Here is a 15,565-nt window from a genome sequence, read left to right as displayed (position 1 = left end):
TCGTTACAGCTCCGGCCAGCAATCCATCGGCCGTACGCGGTCGTACGCTGCGGCCACCTGAAGCACGAGGTCGTCGCGATGGCGCGGCGCGACGATCTGCAGCCCGGCGGGAAGTCCGTTGTCGGTGAATCCGGCGCGCACCGTCGCGGCGGGATGGCCCGACAGGTTGAACGGATACGTGAACGCGACTGCGTGAAGCGGCGAGTCGACCGGCTCACCGCCGATCGTGGACGGAAAAGGCCCGGCTGCACCGAATGCTTCGGTCGGAAGCGTCGGCGTCAGAAGAACGTCGTAGCGGTCGAACAGCTGCCACAGCGCCGTGTTCAGCGCGTAGCGCTCGCGCTGGATATCGCCCATCTGAAGCGCAGTGATGCCGCTCGTCGCGAGCGAGCCCTGCCAGAAGCCGCGGCCGAGCAGGTGCTCCTTGCCGGCAACCTCGCGGGCAACTTCCGCATAGACTTCCGAACCGGCGAGATACGCCCACGCACGGCCCACGTCCGGAAAAACCGTATCGATCTCGTCCACGTCGTGCCCGAGCCCGGAAAGCACTGCGACGGCCGCGCGAACTTCGCGCAGGACATCCGCATCGACGCGCGCGTGGCCGAGCCCCGCGCTGAACGCGATGCGAAGCCGCGGCAGCTCGCGGCCGAGGCACTCGACGTAGGAAATTCCGGGATGCGGCAATGAATCGGGGTCGCTCGGATGCGGACCCGCAGTCACGTCGAGCATCAGCGCCGCATCGCGCACGGAACGCGTGAGCGGCCCCGAGTGCACGGTGTCGGACCAGCGAAGCATTCCCATCGACGCGTCTCCGGGCGGCACGCGACCGAACGACGGCTTCATGCCGAATGCGCCGACGTAACACGCCGGAATACGCACCGAGCCGCCGCCGTCGGAAGCGGTCGCCATCGCGACCATTCGACTGGAGACTGCGGCCGCCGAGCCACCGCTCGAGCCACCCGGTGTGCGTTCGAGGTTCCAGGGATTTCGCGTGACGCCGAACTGGCGGTTTTTGGTGAACCCGGTGTAACCGAATTCCGGCGTGTTGGTTTTGCCGACAACGATCGCGCCGGCCGCACGAAGACGTGCGACCTGAACCGAGTCTTCTTTCGCAATGCGGCCGGCAAACACGCTGGATCCGAACGACGTCGGCATGCCGGCAACGTTCTCGAGGTCTTTTACCCCGAACGGGACTCCCGCAAGCGGGCCAATTGTTTTTCCCGCGATAAGCAATTTTTCCTGCGCGCGTGCTTCGGCAAGTGCACGCTCGCCATCCAGATGCACGAATGCATTGAGCGCCGCGTTGAGAGCCTCGATTCGGGCCAGCGATGCAGCGACCGATTCAACCGGAGAGATCTCGCGGCGGCCGACCATCGCGGCCAAGTCGTGCATCGGAAGTTCAGTCAGTGCCGTATCTTTCATCGAAACTCCTCTCAGTTCTCTGCGCGCTGTTCAGGCTGTGCGCCGGCTGCTGAATCGAGCTTCCAGTGTGCGCATCCGGCGCGCATATCACCTTTGCAGAAATCTGAATGTCGGCTCATGGCGCTAGCAAGCCCCTCACAGGAGCCTGAGTATTTTCTCAATCGAGGGCCCAGGCTGCTTGCGCGTCGCGTCTACCTTTTCTAATGTAAGCAGTGCGCGGGGAGGAATTTTGGTCATGGCGCAAAGTGACCGCTTACCACCGGGGGGTGGAAACGTGGAAGCAAAACAGCTGATTCCGGGTCTTACTCGAAACGAGAACGACGCAGCGACGGCGCTCGGCTTTTTCCTGATCGGAATGCTGGTGCTGCTGTGCACCACGGTTCTCGCTCTTCATCTTCTTTCCGGGCTTCCCGACATCATGACCTACGGGATCCTGTTCGCGGTGATGGTCTTCACCGTCGTATGCGGCGCGGCCCTGGTCAGCATCAATGTGCCGGCGCGGCGGCACGGTCCGCCGGAGATTCAGTTCCGCAATCCGCCGAGACGGCGCCGGCAGAGGCCGCGCCCTCTCGTCTGATCGAGCCGCTGATCGAGCCGCTGGATCTCGACCCACCCGATCGATCGACCGTCCGACCGCTCCGGTCGCATGTAGCAGCCGTCACACATTGAGGTCCACGACGACCGGACAATGGTCCGAGCCGTAAACCTCGTCCCAGATCGCCGCGGCCTTTACCGCCGGCAGAAACTCCCTGTTCACGAAGTGATAGTCGATCCTCCAGCCGATGTTCCGTTCACGGACGCCGATGCGGTTGGACCACCACGTGTAGTCGCGCTCATGCGGCGCGCGGCCCTCGTATAGCCGGGCCGGGTGGAAGTGGCGGAACGTATCGATCCACCCCGTCTTCATGTACTTGCCGAGCGCCGCGCGCTCCTCGGACAGGAATCCGGTCGTGCCGCGGTTCTCCTGCGGGCGCGCGATGTCGATCTCTTCGTGCGCGGTGTTGAAGTCGCCACAGACGACGAGGTGCTTTCCTTCGGCGCGTTCCTCCTCGAGCACTTCGAGGACCGACTCGTAGAACGCGAGCTTGAAAGCCAGGCGCTCCGGATCAGGCCCGCTCGGCGTCTGGCGACCGTTCGGGAAGTAGATGTTGTACAGCGTGAAGTCGCCGTGCTCGGAGACGAGGATGCGGCCTTCCTCTCGCTCGAAGTCGAGACCGTAGGTGACGAACAGCGGCTGTTTGCGCGACAGCGTCGCGACGCCGCTGTAGCCGGCCTTGGTCGCCGGATGCCAGTGCGCCGTGTAGCCGAGTTTTTCCAGGCGCTCGAGATGTTCGGCGGCGATCTGATCGGGACGCGCCTTGATCTCCTGCAGGCACAGGATGTCGGGCAGCTCGCGTTCCAGGAAGTCGAAGAAGCCGCTCTTCGCCGACGCGCGAATGCCGTTGATGTTCCACGAAACGATGCGGGTCAACAAAGTCCCCTTCCGACAAAACCGGAACAGCTCCGGAAATTGTCGCGGCCTACGCCGCTCGGGCGGCGTTCTGCTGCGGCTGCGCGAAGGAGTCAAGGCACCGGTGAAGGCCGAACACCGGCGTCAGGTCACGTTGACTACAAGGCGCTGCGGAGCCTAGAAACCGACTCTCCGGCGCGATCCTGCGCGTGGCCGGACCGAGAGGACTACCGATGAAGACTGACGACGACCGAAGCGGCCTCCCACCGATGTCCCAGAGCTTTCCGAGCTCGACGCGGGTCCTTCACAGCTCCGAGATGCCGGTGCCGGCCAGGGAGATTCGACTCTCGGGCGGCGAGCCGCCTCTGGCCGTCTACGACACATCGGGACCTGCTCCCGTCGACAGTACCGGCGGCCTGGCTCCGCTTCGCGCGCCGTGGACCGAGCGCCGGCGTTCGCTCGGCACCACCAACATGTCGCAGATGCACTGGGCCCGCCGCGGCATCGTGACCGAAGAGATGATGTTCTGCGCGATTCGCGAGAACGTCTCGCCCGAGCTCGTGCGCAGCGAAATTGCCGCCGGCCGCGCGATCATTCCTGCAAACATCAACCATCCCGAGCTCGAGCCGATGGTCATCGGCCGGCGTTTCCTCGTCAAGATCAACGCCAACATCGGCAACTCGGCGGTGCGCTCGTCGATCGACGAGGAAGTCGACAAGCTGCGCTGGGCGACGCGCTGGGGCGCCGACACGGTCATGGACCTGTCGACGGGCGAAGACATCCACGAAACGCGCGAGGCGATCATCCGCAACTCGCCGGTCCCGATCGGCACCGTGCCGATCTACCAGGCGCTCGAGAAAGTCGCGCGCGTCGAGGACCTCACGTTCGAGCTGTTCATGGAGACGCTCGAGGAGCAGGCCCGCCAGGGCGTCGACTACTTTACGATCCATGCCGGCGTGCGGCTTGCGTTCGTGCCGCTGACCGCGCAGCGCGTGACCGGCATCGTCTCGCGCGGCGGCTCGATCATGGCGCAGTGGTGCCTTGCGCATCACAAGGAAAACTTCCTCTACACGCGCTTCGAGGAAATCTGCGAGCTGATGAAGCAGTACGACGTCAGCTTCTCGCTCGGCGACGGCCTCAGGCCCGGCTCGATCGCCGACGCCAACGACGCGGCGCAGTTCGCCGAGCTCGATACGCTGGGCGAGCTCACGCTCAAGGCGTGGGAGCACGACGTGCAGGTCATGATCGAAGGCCCGGGCCACATCCCGATGCACAAGATCCAGGAGAACATGGACCGCCAGCTCGCGGTCTGCCACGAAGCTCCGTTCTACACGCTCGGCCCGCTGACGACCGACATCGCGCCCGGCTACGACCATCTCACGTCCGCGATCGGCGCCGCGATGATCGGCTCGATGGGCACGGCGCTGCTCTGCTACGTGACGCCGAAGGAGCACCTCGGTCTGCCCAACCGCGACGACGTCAAGCAGGGCGTGATCGCGTACAAGATCGCGGCGCACGCAGCCGATCTGGCCAAGGGCCATCCCGGCGCGCAGGCACGCGACAACGCACTGTCGAAGGCGCGCTTCGAGTTCCGCTGGGAGGACCAGTTCAACCTGTCGCTCGATCCCGAGACCGCGCGCAGCTTCCACGACGAAGAGCTCCCGAGCGACAACGCCAAGCACGCGCATTTCTGTTCGATGTGCGGGCCCAAGTTCTGCTCGATGCGCATCACCGAGCAGGTGCGCGAGTACGCGCGCGACCATGGGGTGGACGAAGCCGCCGCGCTCAGCGAAGGGATGCAGGAGAAGGCGCGCGAGTATCGCGAGATCGGCTCGCCGGCGCCGGATCGGGTCAGCGTGCAGTAGAAAAAGGGGACAGGTACATTTTTGTAACTGCGCGGAAAACCTGAGTTCCAGTTTTTCGCTTACGGCGCGGGCCGAAATGCTCGCGAAACGATCCCGCCGACCGTGCGGATCACCCAGCGCGGCTGCCAGCTCTCGAGCATCAGCAAAAATTTGTACGTCAGCCCGTTGACCTGAATCGTCGTGCCTTCGAGGCACGCATCGACGCCTTCGCGCGCGACGGCCGCGGCGTCGAGCTTGAGGAACTCCGGAATCACGTTGTCGCCGGCTTCGTCGGCAAACTTGTCGAGCATCTCGGTCGACGTGAAGCCCGGGCACAGCGCCGTGATCGTGACGCCCGTGCCGCTGAGCTCGGCGGAGAGAGCTTCGGTCAGTGACAGCACATAAGCCTTGGTCGCGCCGTAGACGGCGATCAGCGGCGTCGGCTGGAACGCGGCCACCGAGGCGACGTTGAGAACGCGGCCGCGGCCGCGCGCAACCATCGGCTGCAGGAAGAGGTTCGTCATTGCGGTGAGCGCGAGGACGTTCAGCCGCACGATCTCCAGGCTCTTCTCGGTTCCCTGCTCGACGAACGGCGAGTAGTGCATGATGCCCGCGTTGTTGACGAGGATATCGATGGCGATGCCCTGACCGCTGACTGCGCGGAACACCCGTGACGGACCATCGGCCGTCGCCAGATCCGCCGGGATCACGCGCGCCGTGATCGGAAATTCCGTCGCGAGCTCGCGCGCAAGCACCTGAAGCCTGGCTTCGTTGCGGGCGACCAGCACGAGATTGTAGCCGCGCGACGCGAACTCTTTCGCGATCTCGCGTCCGATGCCGGTCGAAGCCCCTGTGATGAGAACCGTTTCGCCGATCCGCCTGTCGTCTGCCATGGAGTGGCTTATATCGCCGGGACCGCGGTTCGCAATGCTGCGTGAAGCGGGCGTGAACGCAGCGGCAGCCGAAGACCTGGGTCGTGCACGCAATCCGCGTCAGGCGAAAGCCACAAAATCAGTGTCTGTCCCCGATTTTCACGGTATGCGTCAGGCCGAGGCCGCGTACTCCGCGAGAAACGGCGCGAGGCTTTCCAGCACCGCCTCCGGCCGCTCTTCGTGCGGCATCAGCGACGCTCGCGGGATGCGAACGAGCTTCGCGCGGCCGGCAAACTCCGGAACCATACGCTCAGCGTATGCGACGGGGAACGTCACGTCGTCCTCACCCCACAGAAGCAGCGTCGGTCCCTGGAGCGACGCGTGGCGCTCCTTCAGACCATCGACCACGTTCCACTCGATGCCGGTCAGATATCCGAGCATGCCGTTCATGCGCTCCCGCGATGACAGCAGCGGATCGAGGTAGGGGCCGAGACGCGTCGGATCGTCGAACAGGCTGTGATCCGAGTAGAACGCGCCGAATCCCATCCCAGAGCGCACGTACCACTTCGATGACAGAAGCGGGCGGAATGACAGCGCGGCGCCGGGAAGCTTCGCGGTCCTGCAGTAGAGCGGAATCCATGGCGGACGGTGACCCGGAATTTCCGTGTTGATCAGTGCCTGTCGCCTGACGCGCGACGGCTCCGCGAGCGCGACGAGGCGCGCGATGGTCGCACCGGTGTCGTGCGCGACGAGCGCGCAGCGCTCGATGCCGAGCTTCGCGAGAAGCTCGGCGACGCGGCGTGCCTGCGCGGTGAAACGGAAATCGGTGCGTGCGTCGAACCTGCTGTCGCCGAGGCCGGCAAGATCCACCGTGTAGCACGTGAAATTCTTCGCGAGCTCCGGAAGCAGGAAACGCCACGTATACCCGTGCGTCGGAAATCCGTGAATGAACACCAGCGCGGGTCCGCTGCCGAACCTTCTCACGGCGAGCGATGCGTCGCCGAGATCGTGATGCTCGACTGCCGCGGACCGATACGTCTTCGCGGGGTCCGTGCCGTTGCTGCTGTTCATGAGGCCTCCATTTCTGTCACGGCATGCTCTGCTCTTGCTGGTGCACTCTGTTCCGTTCGCGCCTGGATTCCTGGCGTTTCATGCCTGGTCAAAGCCTGCGCGTCATGCGCGAAAATCCCGGTGCTCCGATCAGTTTCTCGAACGCCGCGCTGCGACGCTCCTCGACGACCTCAAACCCGGCGCGCTCGTACGCCCGCTGCGCCGGGTCATTGCCGATCAGGCACGAGATCTGCGCCTGTTTCCATCCGCGCTCGCGCCCGAGCTCGACAGCGCGTTCGAGCAGAAGGCGCACGAGGCCTTGCCGCCGCGCCGACTCGAGCGTGCCGACATTCTCGACGATCCACGTGCCGGCCGGCATGTCCGGAAAGCATTCGAGATAAGGCGCGACGAGCGGCCCCACGCCTGCGATCCTTTCCGGCGTCCAGCCGAGCAGCGAGAACGACTCGTACAGAGGAATTGCGAGCGACGTATCGCCGAGCTCGGCCGGCTCGAATGTGACGAGTGCCGCCGACGCGACGCCGCCCTGCTCGGCGACATGGAACAGTGAATGGTGACACCAGGTTCTGGTCGCGCCGCCGGCGAAATGCTCGAGCGCGCGCATGAGCTCGACCGGATCGGGATAGATCAGGTTCCAAGGGCCGCGCTCGAGATGACCGCGGCCGGCCATCTCGAGAACCTGCGCAATCAGCGGCACGTCGTCACGCCGCGCGTCGCGAATGCGAACGCTGCCGGAATCGCTCGCGGGCTTTTCTTCAGCGGACGGTCGAATGCTCATGCCGCCGCAGTCGCCTCTCGAGTCGCGTCGGCTTCGCGAAGCAGTCCGAGGCTTGTCGACAGCTCTGCGACCGGGACGCCGATCTGGTCGCAGAACGCCGCAAGGTCGAAGAAGAAGCGTTCACTCGCAAGCGTGCCGCCGGCAAGTCCGAACACGCAGAAGATCGCAGCGTCCGCGCTGCGGCCGGTCGCACGATAGCCGAGAAAATCTCCGCCGAACGTCATGCGCGCGCGTCCCCAGCACGTGACGACGCCGGGCCCGGTCGCGAAGCCTTCGAGCGTGACGCGATAATCGGGGAACGCCGCGAAGAAGGCCTCGAGCTGCGCATGCGTGTCTTCGCGGTCGCGCGACGTGATGCCGAACGCGATGGTCTCGATCGAAAATCCGGGATCGCAGACCGCAAGCGCGGCGGCCGCATCCTGCTCGCTCTTGGCACCGCCGTAGCAGCGCACAAGAGAGCGGCCCATCGCCGCTTCGAGAAGCGCAGCGTCGCCAGTCGACGGCGGCGCGAACGCCGAGCCGGCGGGCCGAAGCGCGCCGTCGTGCTCGACAAGAAAAGCCGCAACGCGCGCAGCCTCGCCGGGCGCGACTTTCTCGCTCAACGCTTCGATGCGGCCGTCGCGATAGCGCGCGAGGTGTTCGCCGTGCACGACGAGATCCGGCACGCCGGCGCGACGAAGCGTCAGCTCGAAGCGCATCCAGATGCCGTCGTCGCGCGTGACCGGCCCGTCGACGATCTCGGGAATGCGCGCGTCGAAGCGCCGGTCGACGGCATTCACCCCGGCGCGAAGCCCCGCAATCACCGCCTCGCGTCCCGTCCCGCCGACACCGAGCGGCAGCGCTCCACCATCGATCCGATGGATGGCGTCCTCATGGAAGTGCGGCTCGAGGACGCTCCATTCGTCCATCACGTAGGCGACTTCGAAGTCGCGCATGTAGCCGAACAGGCTCAGCAAATCGCTCGGGGTCTCGTTCGGTTCGGTGGATCGGGCGGCGGCTGTCGTCATCGCGGTCGTCTCCTTCGCCATCGCGGCGTCTCAGGTGCCGCAACTATCGCCCGCCAGCGGCTCCCCGGCGAGATCCACATTCTTTAAACTTCATGGTACCGCTTGCGCGCGTGCTGTGGGTCAAACTCGACGGCGAAGGCGCCCTTCATCGCCAGCTCTACCGTGCACTGCGCGCGTCGATCCTCGACGGGCGTCTCGGGCCGGACGAGCGGCTTCCGTCGACGCGTTCGTTTGCGCGCGAGCTCGGCCTGTCGCGCAACACCGTCCTGCAGGCGATCGACCAGCTCGTAGCGGAAGGCTACGCGAGCGGGCGCGTAGGATCGGGAACTTACGTCGCGTCCGAGCTACCCCAACCGCCGCGCGGCCCGCGTACGCTCGGCTCCGCGTCTACGGTTTCGTCCCTGGGCGGCGCACAGCCTCGCCTGTCGTCGCTCGGCGAACGTCTCTCGCTCGTCGCTCCACCGGGCCGCGCATCGTGGAGCCCGTGGCCCGAGCTTCTGCCGTACGACTTCCGTTACGGAGAACCGTCGTTCTCCGACCTTCCGATGGACGCATGGTCGCGGATTCTCGGCCGCCGCGCGCGCCGGCTTTCTGCGCGGCGTCTCGCGTATCAGCCGCCCGGCGGCGCCGCCGAGCTTCGCGAAGCGCTGGCCGGATATCTTGGCCGCGCGCGCGGCGTCGTCTGTTCACCGGACGACATCGTCATCGTGCACGGCTCGCAGCAGGCCGTCGACCTGGTCGCACGGCTGCTCGTCAATCCCGGAGATCCGGTCGTCATCGAGGAGCCGCATTACACCGGCTTTTCGTTCTGCTTGAACGCTGCAGGGGCGAGTCTCGTGCACATCGGCGTCGACGAGCACGGGCTGCGCACCGACGACCTCGAGCATGTCGAGGACGCGCGCCTTGTCTGCGTGACGCCGTCGCATCAGTACCCGACCGGCGCCGTGCTTTCGCTGGCGCGACGCCTCGCGCTGATCGACTGGGCCACGCGGCACGAGAGCTACGTGCTCGAAGACGACTACGACGGGGAGTTCCGTTTCGACGGCAAGCCGATCGAATGCCTGCAGGCGCTCGATCGCAGCGGACGCGTGATCTACACCGGAACCGCATCCAAGCTGCTGTTTCCGTCGCTGCGGATCGGGTGGCTGATCGCACCGCCGGCGCTTGCGCCGTACTGCCTCAACGCCAAGGCGCTCGCCGACACCGGCACTCCATCGATCGAGCAGTTCGCGCTCGCCGACTTCATCTCCGAAGGCCATCTCGAGCGTCATGCCCGCAAGGCCCGCACCAGAACGGCCGCACGGCGTCGGGCCCTTCTCGAGAGCGTCGACAGCGAGCTGGCAGGTCGCGTCGAGGTGCTCGGTGCAAGCGCCGGCCTGCATGTGCTGATGAAGATTCCGGACATGGATGCGCGCGATGTGACGCGGCTACGCCAGGCGTGTCGTGAGCTCGGCGTCGGGGTTTATCCGGCGGGGCCTTTTTACTCGAAGCCGCCCGCGCACGCGGAGCTGCTGCTTGGCTACGCGGCGCTCAGCGAAGAGACGATTCGTGAAGGGATCAAGCGTCTTCGGCGTGCGCTCGATCTCATGTAGAGCGGCTGGTCACGACGCCCGCCCTTCCTGATTCAGGCGGCTGGACACCGGCTCGTGTCGATGCCGCTGCTGCGATGGGCTTGTTGTTGCGATGCGCAGAACGGCCAGCGCGCTATGTGCCTGCTGCGCGAACATTCCGCGGGGAATGTGATCCAGGTTTCGTCCGATGCATCAGTGCTCAGAATGATCGGTGTCTTTGAGCATCTGCACCGGCGTGGGTCCGGAGGTTTGTCGGATCGTACGCGCGCGGCGTCGACTCGGATGCGTGCGGCGTCGGGCTCGGACAGCGGCCGGCTATCGGTCTGAAAAGTTCGTCGAAAAACACGCGCCGCGTCGGGCGCGGATCACGGCCGGCTATGCCACTTTTGTTATGGAAGCGTCGTCGCGATGTCGATTTCGCTTGACGCGAATTTTCGTCGCTTGACGTCGCCTATAACGAAGCGAAACGGAGCGCACGGATTTTTTCGCCGACTTCGAGCGTTACGCCGCTTGGATCTCGCGGCTTGTCGCGACAGGCGCATGTCTCTGAGCGGTCGCGTCCTTGGGACGAACGACGCCTGAAAAACCCATGTTACAAGCGTCGTCATGACGACATCCTTCAACAGCATTGCAAAGCTCTCCGAACAGGAACTGCTCGATCACTTCGAGCACCTCGTCGCCCGCGACCGTCGTATGACAGCGTCGCTACTCGTCGCGATCGCCGAGATCGACGAGCGCAAGCTCTGGGCCAGGCATGCCTGCTCTTCCATGTTCAGCTTCTGCATGGAGCGCTTCCACATGTCGGAGCAGGTTACGGCCAAGCGGCTTTGGGCTGCGCGTACGGCGCGCCGTTTTCCGGTCGTCCTCGACCTGGTCGCACGCGGCGAACTGCATCTGAGCGCGATCCATCTGCTGGCCAGGCATTTGACGGCCGATAATCACCTGCAAGTGCTCGAGCGCGCGAGGCACAAGAGCTCGCGCGAGGTCGAGCGGCTGGTTGCCGAGCTTGCGCCGCGAGCGGATGTGGCGTCGCGTATTCGTGCGATGCCGCGGCGTCGCGGTGCGGACGCGGCGAACACTGGGCCGGCGGTGGCGGCCAGCGCGACTTCGACGGATTGCGAACAGGCCGGCGGTGCGAGAGATCGGTGCGCTTCGACAGATCGCGAGTCCGTCGGTTGCTCGAGTAATCGGCCGGCCTCCACAGACTTCGCGGTCGTCGGCCTCGCGATCGTTCCACCGTCAGCACAGCCGGCAAAAGTGCCGAAGCCAATCGTTCCGCTCAGCCCGCGTCGTTACAAAATCGAGATCACCGTAGACGAAGAAACGCATGACAAGCTTCGGTCGCTACAGGATCTGCTGGGCCGCTCGTCGACCGGTCGCGATGCCGCCGCGATCATCAGTCGTGCGATCGACGTGCTGCTCGTCCGGACACTCTCGCGCAAGGCAGGGTGCACCGATCGACCGCAGCCGACGACGTCGACGAAAGAAAAATGCCCCGATCGACCGAGGTCAACCATATCGACGAACGCGGAATGCACCGATCGACCCGCCACAACGCCCGCGGCCGATACGACGGCATTGCAGCGAGAACAGCGATCCCGGACCATCCCCGCGGCCGTGCGGCGCGAGGTATGGCGACGCGACTCGGGGCGCTGCTGCTACATAGACGGCCGAGGACTTCGCTGCCGCGAGACCAGCAACATCGAGTTCCACCACAGAGTCCCCTTCGCGACGGGCGGACGTCCTACGCCCGAGAACATCGAGCTGCGCTGCGCTGCACACAACCAGTATCAGGCGGACCTCGACTTCGGCCGCGCCTTCATGGATGCGAGGCGCAGCAATCTCGCCGGTGCGCGAACATTCCCCGGGGAATGTCGGGGAATGGCGGCCGCTCCGTGAGACGTCGTCGCAGTCCGCATCTTGTCGATGGGGACGAAACCCGCGAATGGCCTTTTGTCTGGTTGCATCGCACCGGCCGCACGCTAAACAGCGGGCATGCCTGACATTCGCGCGATCTATCACCGTACGAAGCAAACCAATATTTATCCGCTCGCAGAAGACCGCTTTCTTATCGAGGCGCTGCTTCGAGACGAAGTTCATGATGTCGTCGTCGAAGTGGAGATTCTGCATCCTTCGCTCGAGATTGCGGCGGCGCGCAGTGAGATTCGCAATGGGCCGTTTACGAACGTCTGCAACCTGACGCATGTGAACATGAATGCTCTGGTCGGGATGAAAGTGGGGCGCGGGTTCACGCTGGCGGCGCGCGCGGCGGTTGGCGGGACCGGGGGCTGTCATCGCATATCCGAGCTCGTGGTCGAGATTGCGCAGGCGGCGTACCAGCTTCACTTCGTGCAGTTCTTTCAGTCGGTGCCGAAGGAGATTCGCGAGCGCGCGGACGTGCCGATCGAGCGCTGGCGCGCGGTCAATGCGGCGATACCGGGAATGCGCAATACGTGCTTCAGCTACAACGATGAGCACGAGCAGCTGATCGAGGAGAAGGCTTCGCCGCTGCGGCTGCTCGAGCAGCAGATGCCGGTCCGCAGTTTCGCCGACTGATTACGCGCGCTGCGTGCGTCGGTCTTCGAGCTCGATTCGAACGCTCTCATAGATCCGGAAGTCGCGGTCGGAAAACAGGACCATCGCGACTTCGTCGAAATCCTGAGGCCGCTCGTCGAGCACGCGCTGAATCGAGGAAAGCGCGATGCTGGCGGCTTCCTTCAGCGGATAGGCGTAGACACCCGTGCTGATCGACGGAAATGCGACGGTGCGAAGTCCGAGCGACGCCGCCAACTCGAGGCTCGATCGATACGCACTCGCAAGCAGATCCGCCTCACCGCGGCGCCCGCCGCTCCATACCGGACCGACGGTGTGAATCACTTTCTTTGCGGCAAGGTTTCCGGCGGTCGTCGCAACGGCGCTGCCGGTCGGGCAACCGCCCTTCTCGGCCCGGATCCGGTTGCATTCGAGCATGATCGCGGGGCCGCCCGCGCGATGGATCGCTCCATCCACGCCGCCGCCGCCGACCAGGCGCGTGTTGGCGGCGTTGACGATCGCGTCGACCTTCTGCTTCGTGATGTCGCCGACGACGAGCGAGAGTACCGGCATGGCGGCCCCGATCTTACGCCGTCTGCGCCTGCGTGGCACGCGTCGGCAACGCGAACCGGAAGATCCGTGAAAGCACGCTTCCGTACTGTTCGGCGAAGCTCCCGGTGTTGTACGGAAGCCCGTTTCGCTCGCAAAGGTCGCGCACGCGTCCGGCAATTTCCGGGTACCGATGCGCAGGGAGGTCCGGAAAAAGATGGTGCTCGATCTGGTGCGACAGGTGGCCGGTCATCACATGGAACCACGAGCTGCCTTCGATGTTGGCCGAGCCCTGCATCTGGCGAACGTACCAGTCGCCGCGCGACTCGGTCGCCGTCTCTTCCTGCGTGTAGACGCGCGTGCCTTCGGGGAAATGCCCGCAGAAGATGATCACGTTGGTCCAGACGTTGCGGATGACGTTGGCGGAAAGGTTGCCGAGCAGCACGCGCGGCGCGTTCCACGGCGTCAGCAGCGGAAACAGCACGTAGTCCTTGAAAAGCTGACGTCCGGCCTTGCGCAGGAACTGCCGCCATTTGGCCGGAAACTCGGCGCGCGCGGCCCTCGATTCCTCGTCGTCTTTCGAACCGAGCATCACGCGCATCGGATCCATGTCGTGGATTCCGACGCCCCACTGGAACAGCAGCGACAGCAGCACGTTGCTGACCGGCTGCATGAGGTGCTTCGGGTGCCAGTACTGATCCTCACTGACGCGGATGATCCCGTAGCCGACGTCGCGATCCTTTCCGAGCACGTTCGTAAACGTGTGGTGCTCATAGTTGTGGTAGTGGCGCCACTGCGACGAATCGCAGACGTTGTCCCACTCGTAGGTTTTCGAATCGAGAGACGGATCGTTCATCCAGTCGTACTGACCGTGCATGACGTTGTGGCCGATCTCCATGTTCTCGAGGATCTTGCCGAGCGACAGCAGCGCAACGCCTGCACCGAAGCTTACCGGAGTGAAACCGAACGCGAGCATCGAGCGGCCGGCAATCGAGCTGGCACGCGCAAGGCGCACGACCCGGCGGATGTGCGCGGCGTCGCGCTCGCCGAGGTCGCCGAGGATTTCGTCGCGGATGCCGTCGAGCTCGATGGCGATCGCGTCGATCTGTTCGCGGGTAAGATTGCTGGCAGGAGATTTCATCGTGATTCCTCGAGGTCCGCTGGGTTTCAGATTTCGATCGAGACGTCGGAGCGTGCGGTCGAGATGCAGAGCTGGATCATCTCGCCCGGCTCATCGGAAATTCGCCCGTCGCGAAGGTCTTCGGTGACGCCGGAGATTTTGTGGCACTTGCACGTGTGGCAGACACCGATGCGGCATCCATAAAGCGGCCGCAGACCCGCGTTTTCTGCTGCAACGAGAAGTGACTGGCCGGCGAGCGCGGTAAAGCGCGTGCCGGAATGTTCGGCGCTGATGCTCTGCGCTTCGCCTCCGATGTTCTCGCGCGCGGGCGCACCGAACCATTCGAAGCGCAGATGCTCCGCGTTGCCGGCGCTGCCCCACGCCGAGCGCACGCTCGTCATGAAGGATTCCGGGCCGCAGACGAACGCCGGCGCGCCGGCGGCTTCGGCGGCAATGCTTGAGATCTGCGCGGCGTCGAGACGGCCGCTCTCTTCGGTCAGGTGCAGGCGGATCTCGATGCGGGGATGCGTTCGCGCGATCGTCTCGAGCTCGTGCGCGAAAATGACGTCGCGGCGCGAGCGCGACGTGTGCACGAACAGGACATCCGTCGGTCCCCCGGCCTCGACGATGGTTCGCAGCAGCGCCATCACCGGCGTGATGCCGCTACCGGCCGAGACGAGGACGATGCGCGGCGGCAACACCGGCGGCAGCACGAAGTCGCCGGCGGGGTTGCTGAGCGTGACGACGTCACCGGCCGCGGCGCTGTCAGCGAGCCAGCTGGAAACCTTGCCGCCGGCGCGGCGCTTGACGGTCACGTGGACGAGGCCGTCGGCACGCGGCGGCGACGAGATGCTGAACGTGCGCACGTGACGCCGCCCTCCGGTCTCGACCGTGAGCTGCACGTGCTGTCCGGCCACATGGCCAAGCCACAGCCGGTTCGGCCGCAGCACGAGCGTTGATGCATCGTCGGTCTCGCGATTCACCGAAACGACGCGCGCGCGTACGGCGGCGACCGACCAGGTCGGATCGACGAGCCCGAGCAGGTCGTCGATGGCGGCCGTATCGTTGAGCGGGCTCAGCCACGGGCTGGACAGAATGCGGGTCCAGCTGGAACGGCCGTTCGGGCTTGCGGAACGACGGGTCAGGCTTGCGGAGCGGCCGGTCGAGCTTGCGGAGCGGCCGGTCGGGCTTGCGGAGGGACCGGTCGGGCTTGCGCTCGGCCTTGGAGGCTGGCCGTCGGTCCGCGGCGGTTCGGGATTCGCTGAAGTCGTCATGGGTGAACACTTGTGTACCGAACCGATGGTTTCTGTCAACACCTGTACACTGAAAAGCACAGACACGGTTGGCTATGG

At 65.1% G+C, this 15,565-nt stretch carries 14 protein-coding genes; 5 read left to right on the top strand and 9 right to left on the bottom strand.

The genetic code is table 11. The annotated features are described in order from the left end of the window. Positions 1-3 precede the first annotated feature (3 nt). Complete coding sequence (locus VN634_05130) at positions 4-1,422, bottom strand: amidase family protein (protein ID HXC50247.1); 1,419 nt, start codon at positions 1,420-1,422, stop codon at positions 4-6. A gap of 274 nt (positions 1,423-1,696) precedes the next feature. On the opposite strand from VN634_05130, the gene VN634_05125 reads away from it, so the two are divergent. After that, on the top strand, positions 1,697-1,999 hold the full coding sequence (locus VN634_05125) for a hypothetical protein (GenBank protein ID HXC50246.1): 303 nt from the start codon (positions 1,697-1,699) through the stop codon (positions 1,997-1,999). 81 nt (positions 2,000-2,080) lie between these two features. Here the strand turns inward: VN634_05125 and VN634_05120 are convergent, their stop codons facing one another. Beyond that, positions 2,081-2,893, bottom strand: a complete 813-nt coding sequence (locus VN634_05120; protein HXC50245.1) for an exodeoxyribonuclease III — start codon at positions 2,891-2,893, stop codon at positions 2,081-2,083. A 212-nt stretch (positions 2,894-3,105) separates the two neighbouring features. Between VN634_05120 and thiC the strand changes: the two genes are divergently transcribed. Then, positions 3,106-4,737 carry a phosphomethylpyrimidine synthase ThiC gene (gene thiC / locus VN634_05115; protein HXC50244.1) on the top strand — a complete coding sequence of 544 codons (1,632 nt, stop codon included), beginning with the start codon at positions 3,106-3,108 and terminating at the stop codon, positions 4,735-4,737. Positions 4,738-4,796: 59 nt separating this feature from the next. Here the strand turns inward: thiC and VN634_05110 are convergent, their stop codons facing one another. The 4 genes from VN634_05110 to VN634_05095 form a co-directional block, all read right to left on the bottom strand. Further along, positions 4,797-5,609 (bottom strand): SDR family oxidoreductase, encoded by an 813-nt coding sequence (locus VN634_05110; GenBank protein ID HXC50243.1) that lies wholly within the window; start codon positions 5,607-5,609, stop codon positions 4,797-4,799. A gap of 150 nt (positions 5,610-5,759) precedes the next feature. Continuing rightward, the gene (locus tag VN634_05105) at positions 5,760-6,659 is read right to left on the bottom strand and encodes an alpha/beta hydrolase (GenBank protein HXC50242.1); all 900 of its coding nucleotides are present in this window, start codon (positions 6,657-6,659) and stop codon (positions 5,760-5,762) included. Between the two features lie 88 nt (positions 6,660-6,747). Beyond that, a complete protein-coding gene (locus VN634_05100) occupies positions 6,748-7,434 on the bottom strand; it encodes a GNAT family N-acetyltransferase (GenBank protein HXC50241.1) in 687 nt (228 codons plus the stop codon). After that, complete coding sequence (locus VN634_05095; GenBank protein HXC50240.1) at positions 7,431-8,441, bottom strand: ester cyclase; 1,011 nt, start codon at positions 8,439-8,441, stop codon at positions 7,431-7,433. The genes VN634_05100 and VN634_05095 overlap by 4 nt, the downstream gene beginning before the upstream one ends. Before the next feature lie 92 nt (positions 8,442-8,533). Between VN634_05095 and VN634_05090 the strand changes: the two genes are divergently transcribed. From VN634_05090 to VN634_05080, 3 genes are all read left to right on the top strand, one after another. Beyond that, positions 8,534-10,033, top strand: coding sequence for a PLP-dependent aminotransferase family protein (locus VN634_05090; GenBank protein ID HXC50239.1), 1,500 nt, complete (start codon positions 8,534-8,536; stop codon positions 10,031-10,033). Positions 10,034-10,618: 585 nt separating this feature from the next. Then, a complete protein-coding gene (locus VN634_05085) occupies positions 10,619-11,911 on the top strand; it encodes a hypothetical protein (protein HXC50238.1) in 1,293 nt (430 codons plus the stop codon). 96 nt (positions 11,912-12,007) lie between these two features. Further along, entirely contained in the window at positions 12,008-12,568 is a 561-nt protein-coding gene (locus VN634_05080) for a DUF2889 domain-containing protein (protein ID HXC50237.1), read from the top strand. On the opposite strand, the gene VN634_05075 is transcribed toward VN634_05080, so the two are convergent. The 3 genes from VN634_05075 to VN634_05065 are packed head-to-tail and all read right to left on the bottom strand — an operon-like array spanning position 12,569 to position 15,487. Further along, on the bottom strand, positions 12,569-13,117 hold the full coding sequence (locus VN634_05075) for an O-acetyl-ADP-ribose deacetylase (GenBank protein ID HXC50236.1): 549 nt from the start codon (positions 13,115-13,117) through the stop codon (positions 12,569-12,571). Between the two features lie 13 nt (positions 13,118-13,130). Continuing rightward, entirely contained in the window at positions 13,131-14,234 is a 1,104-nt protein-coding gene (locus VN634_05070) for an acyl-CoA desaturase (GenBank protein HXC50235.1), read from the bottom strand. 26 nt (positions 14,235-14,260) lie between these two features. Next, on the bottom strand, positions 14,261-15,487 hold the full coding sequence (locus tag VN634_05065) for an FAD-binding oxidoreductase (GenBank protein HXC50234.1): 1,227 nt from the start codon (positions 15,485-15,487) through the stop codon (positions 14,261-14,263). Positions 15,488-15,565 lie beyond the last annotated feature (78 nt).

The sequence above is a fragment of the Candidatus Limnocylindrales bacterium genome (genome assembly GCA_035571835.1).
Lineage (GTDB): Bacteria > Desulfobacterota > Binatia > UBA1149 > CAITLU01 > DATNBU01.
The sequence above is the reverse complement of the archived record's forward strand: the minus strand, read 5'-3'. Positions and strand labels throughout refer to the sequence as shown.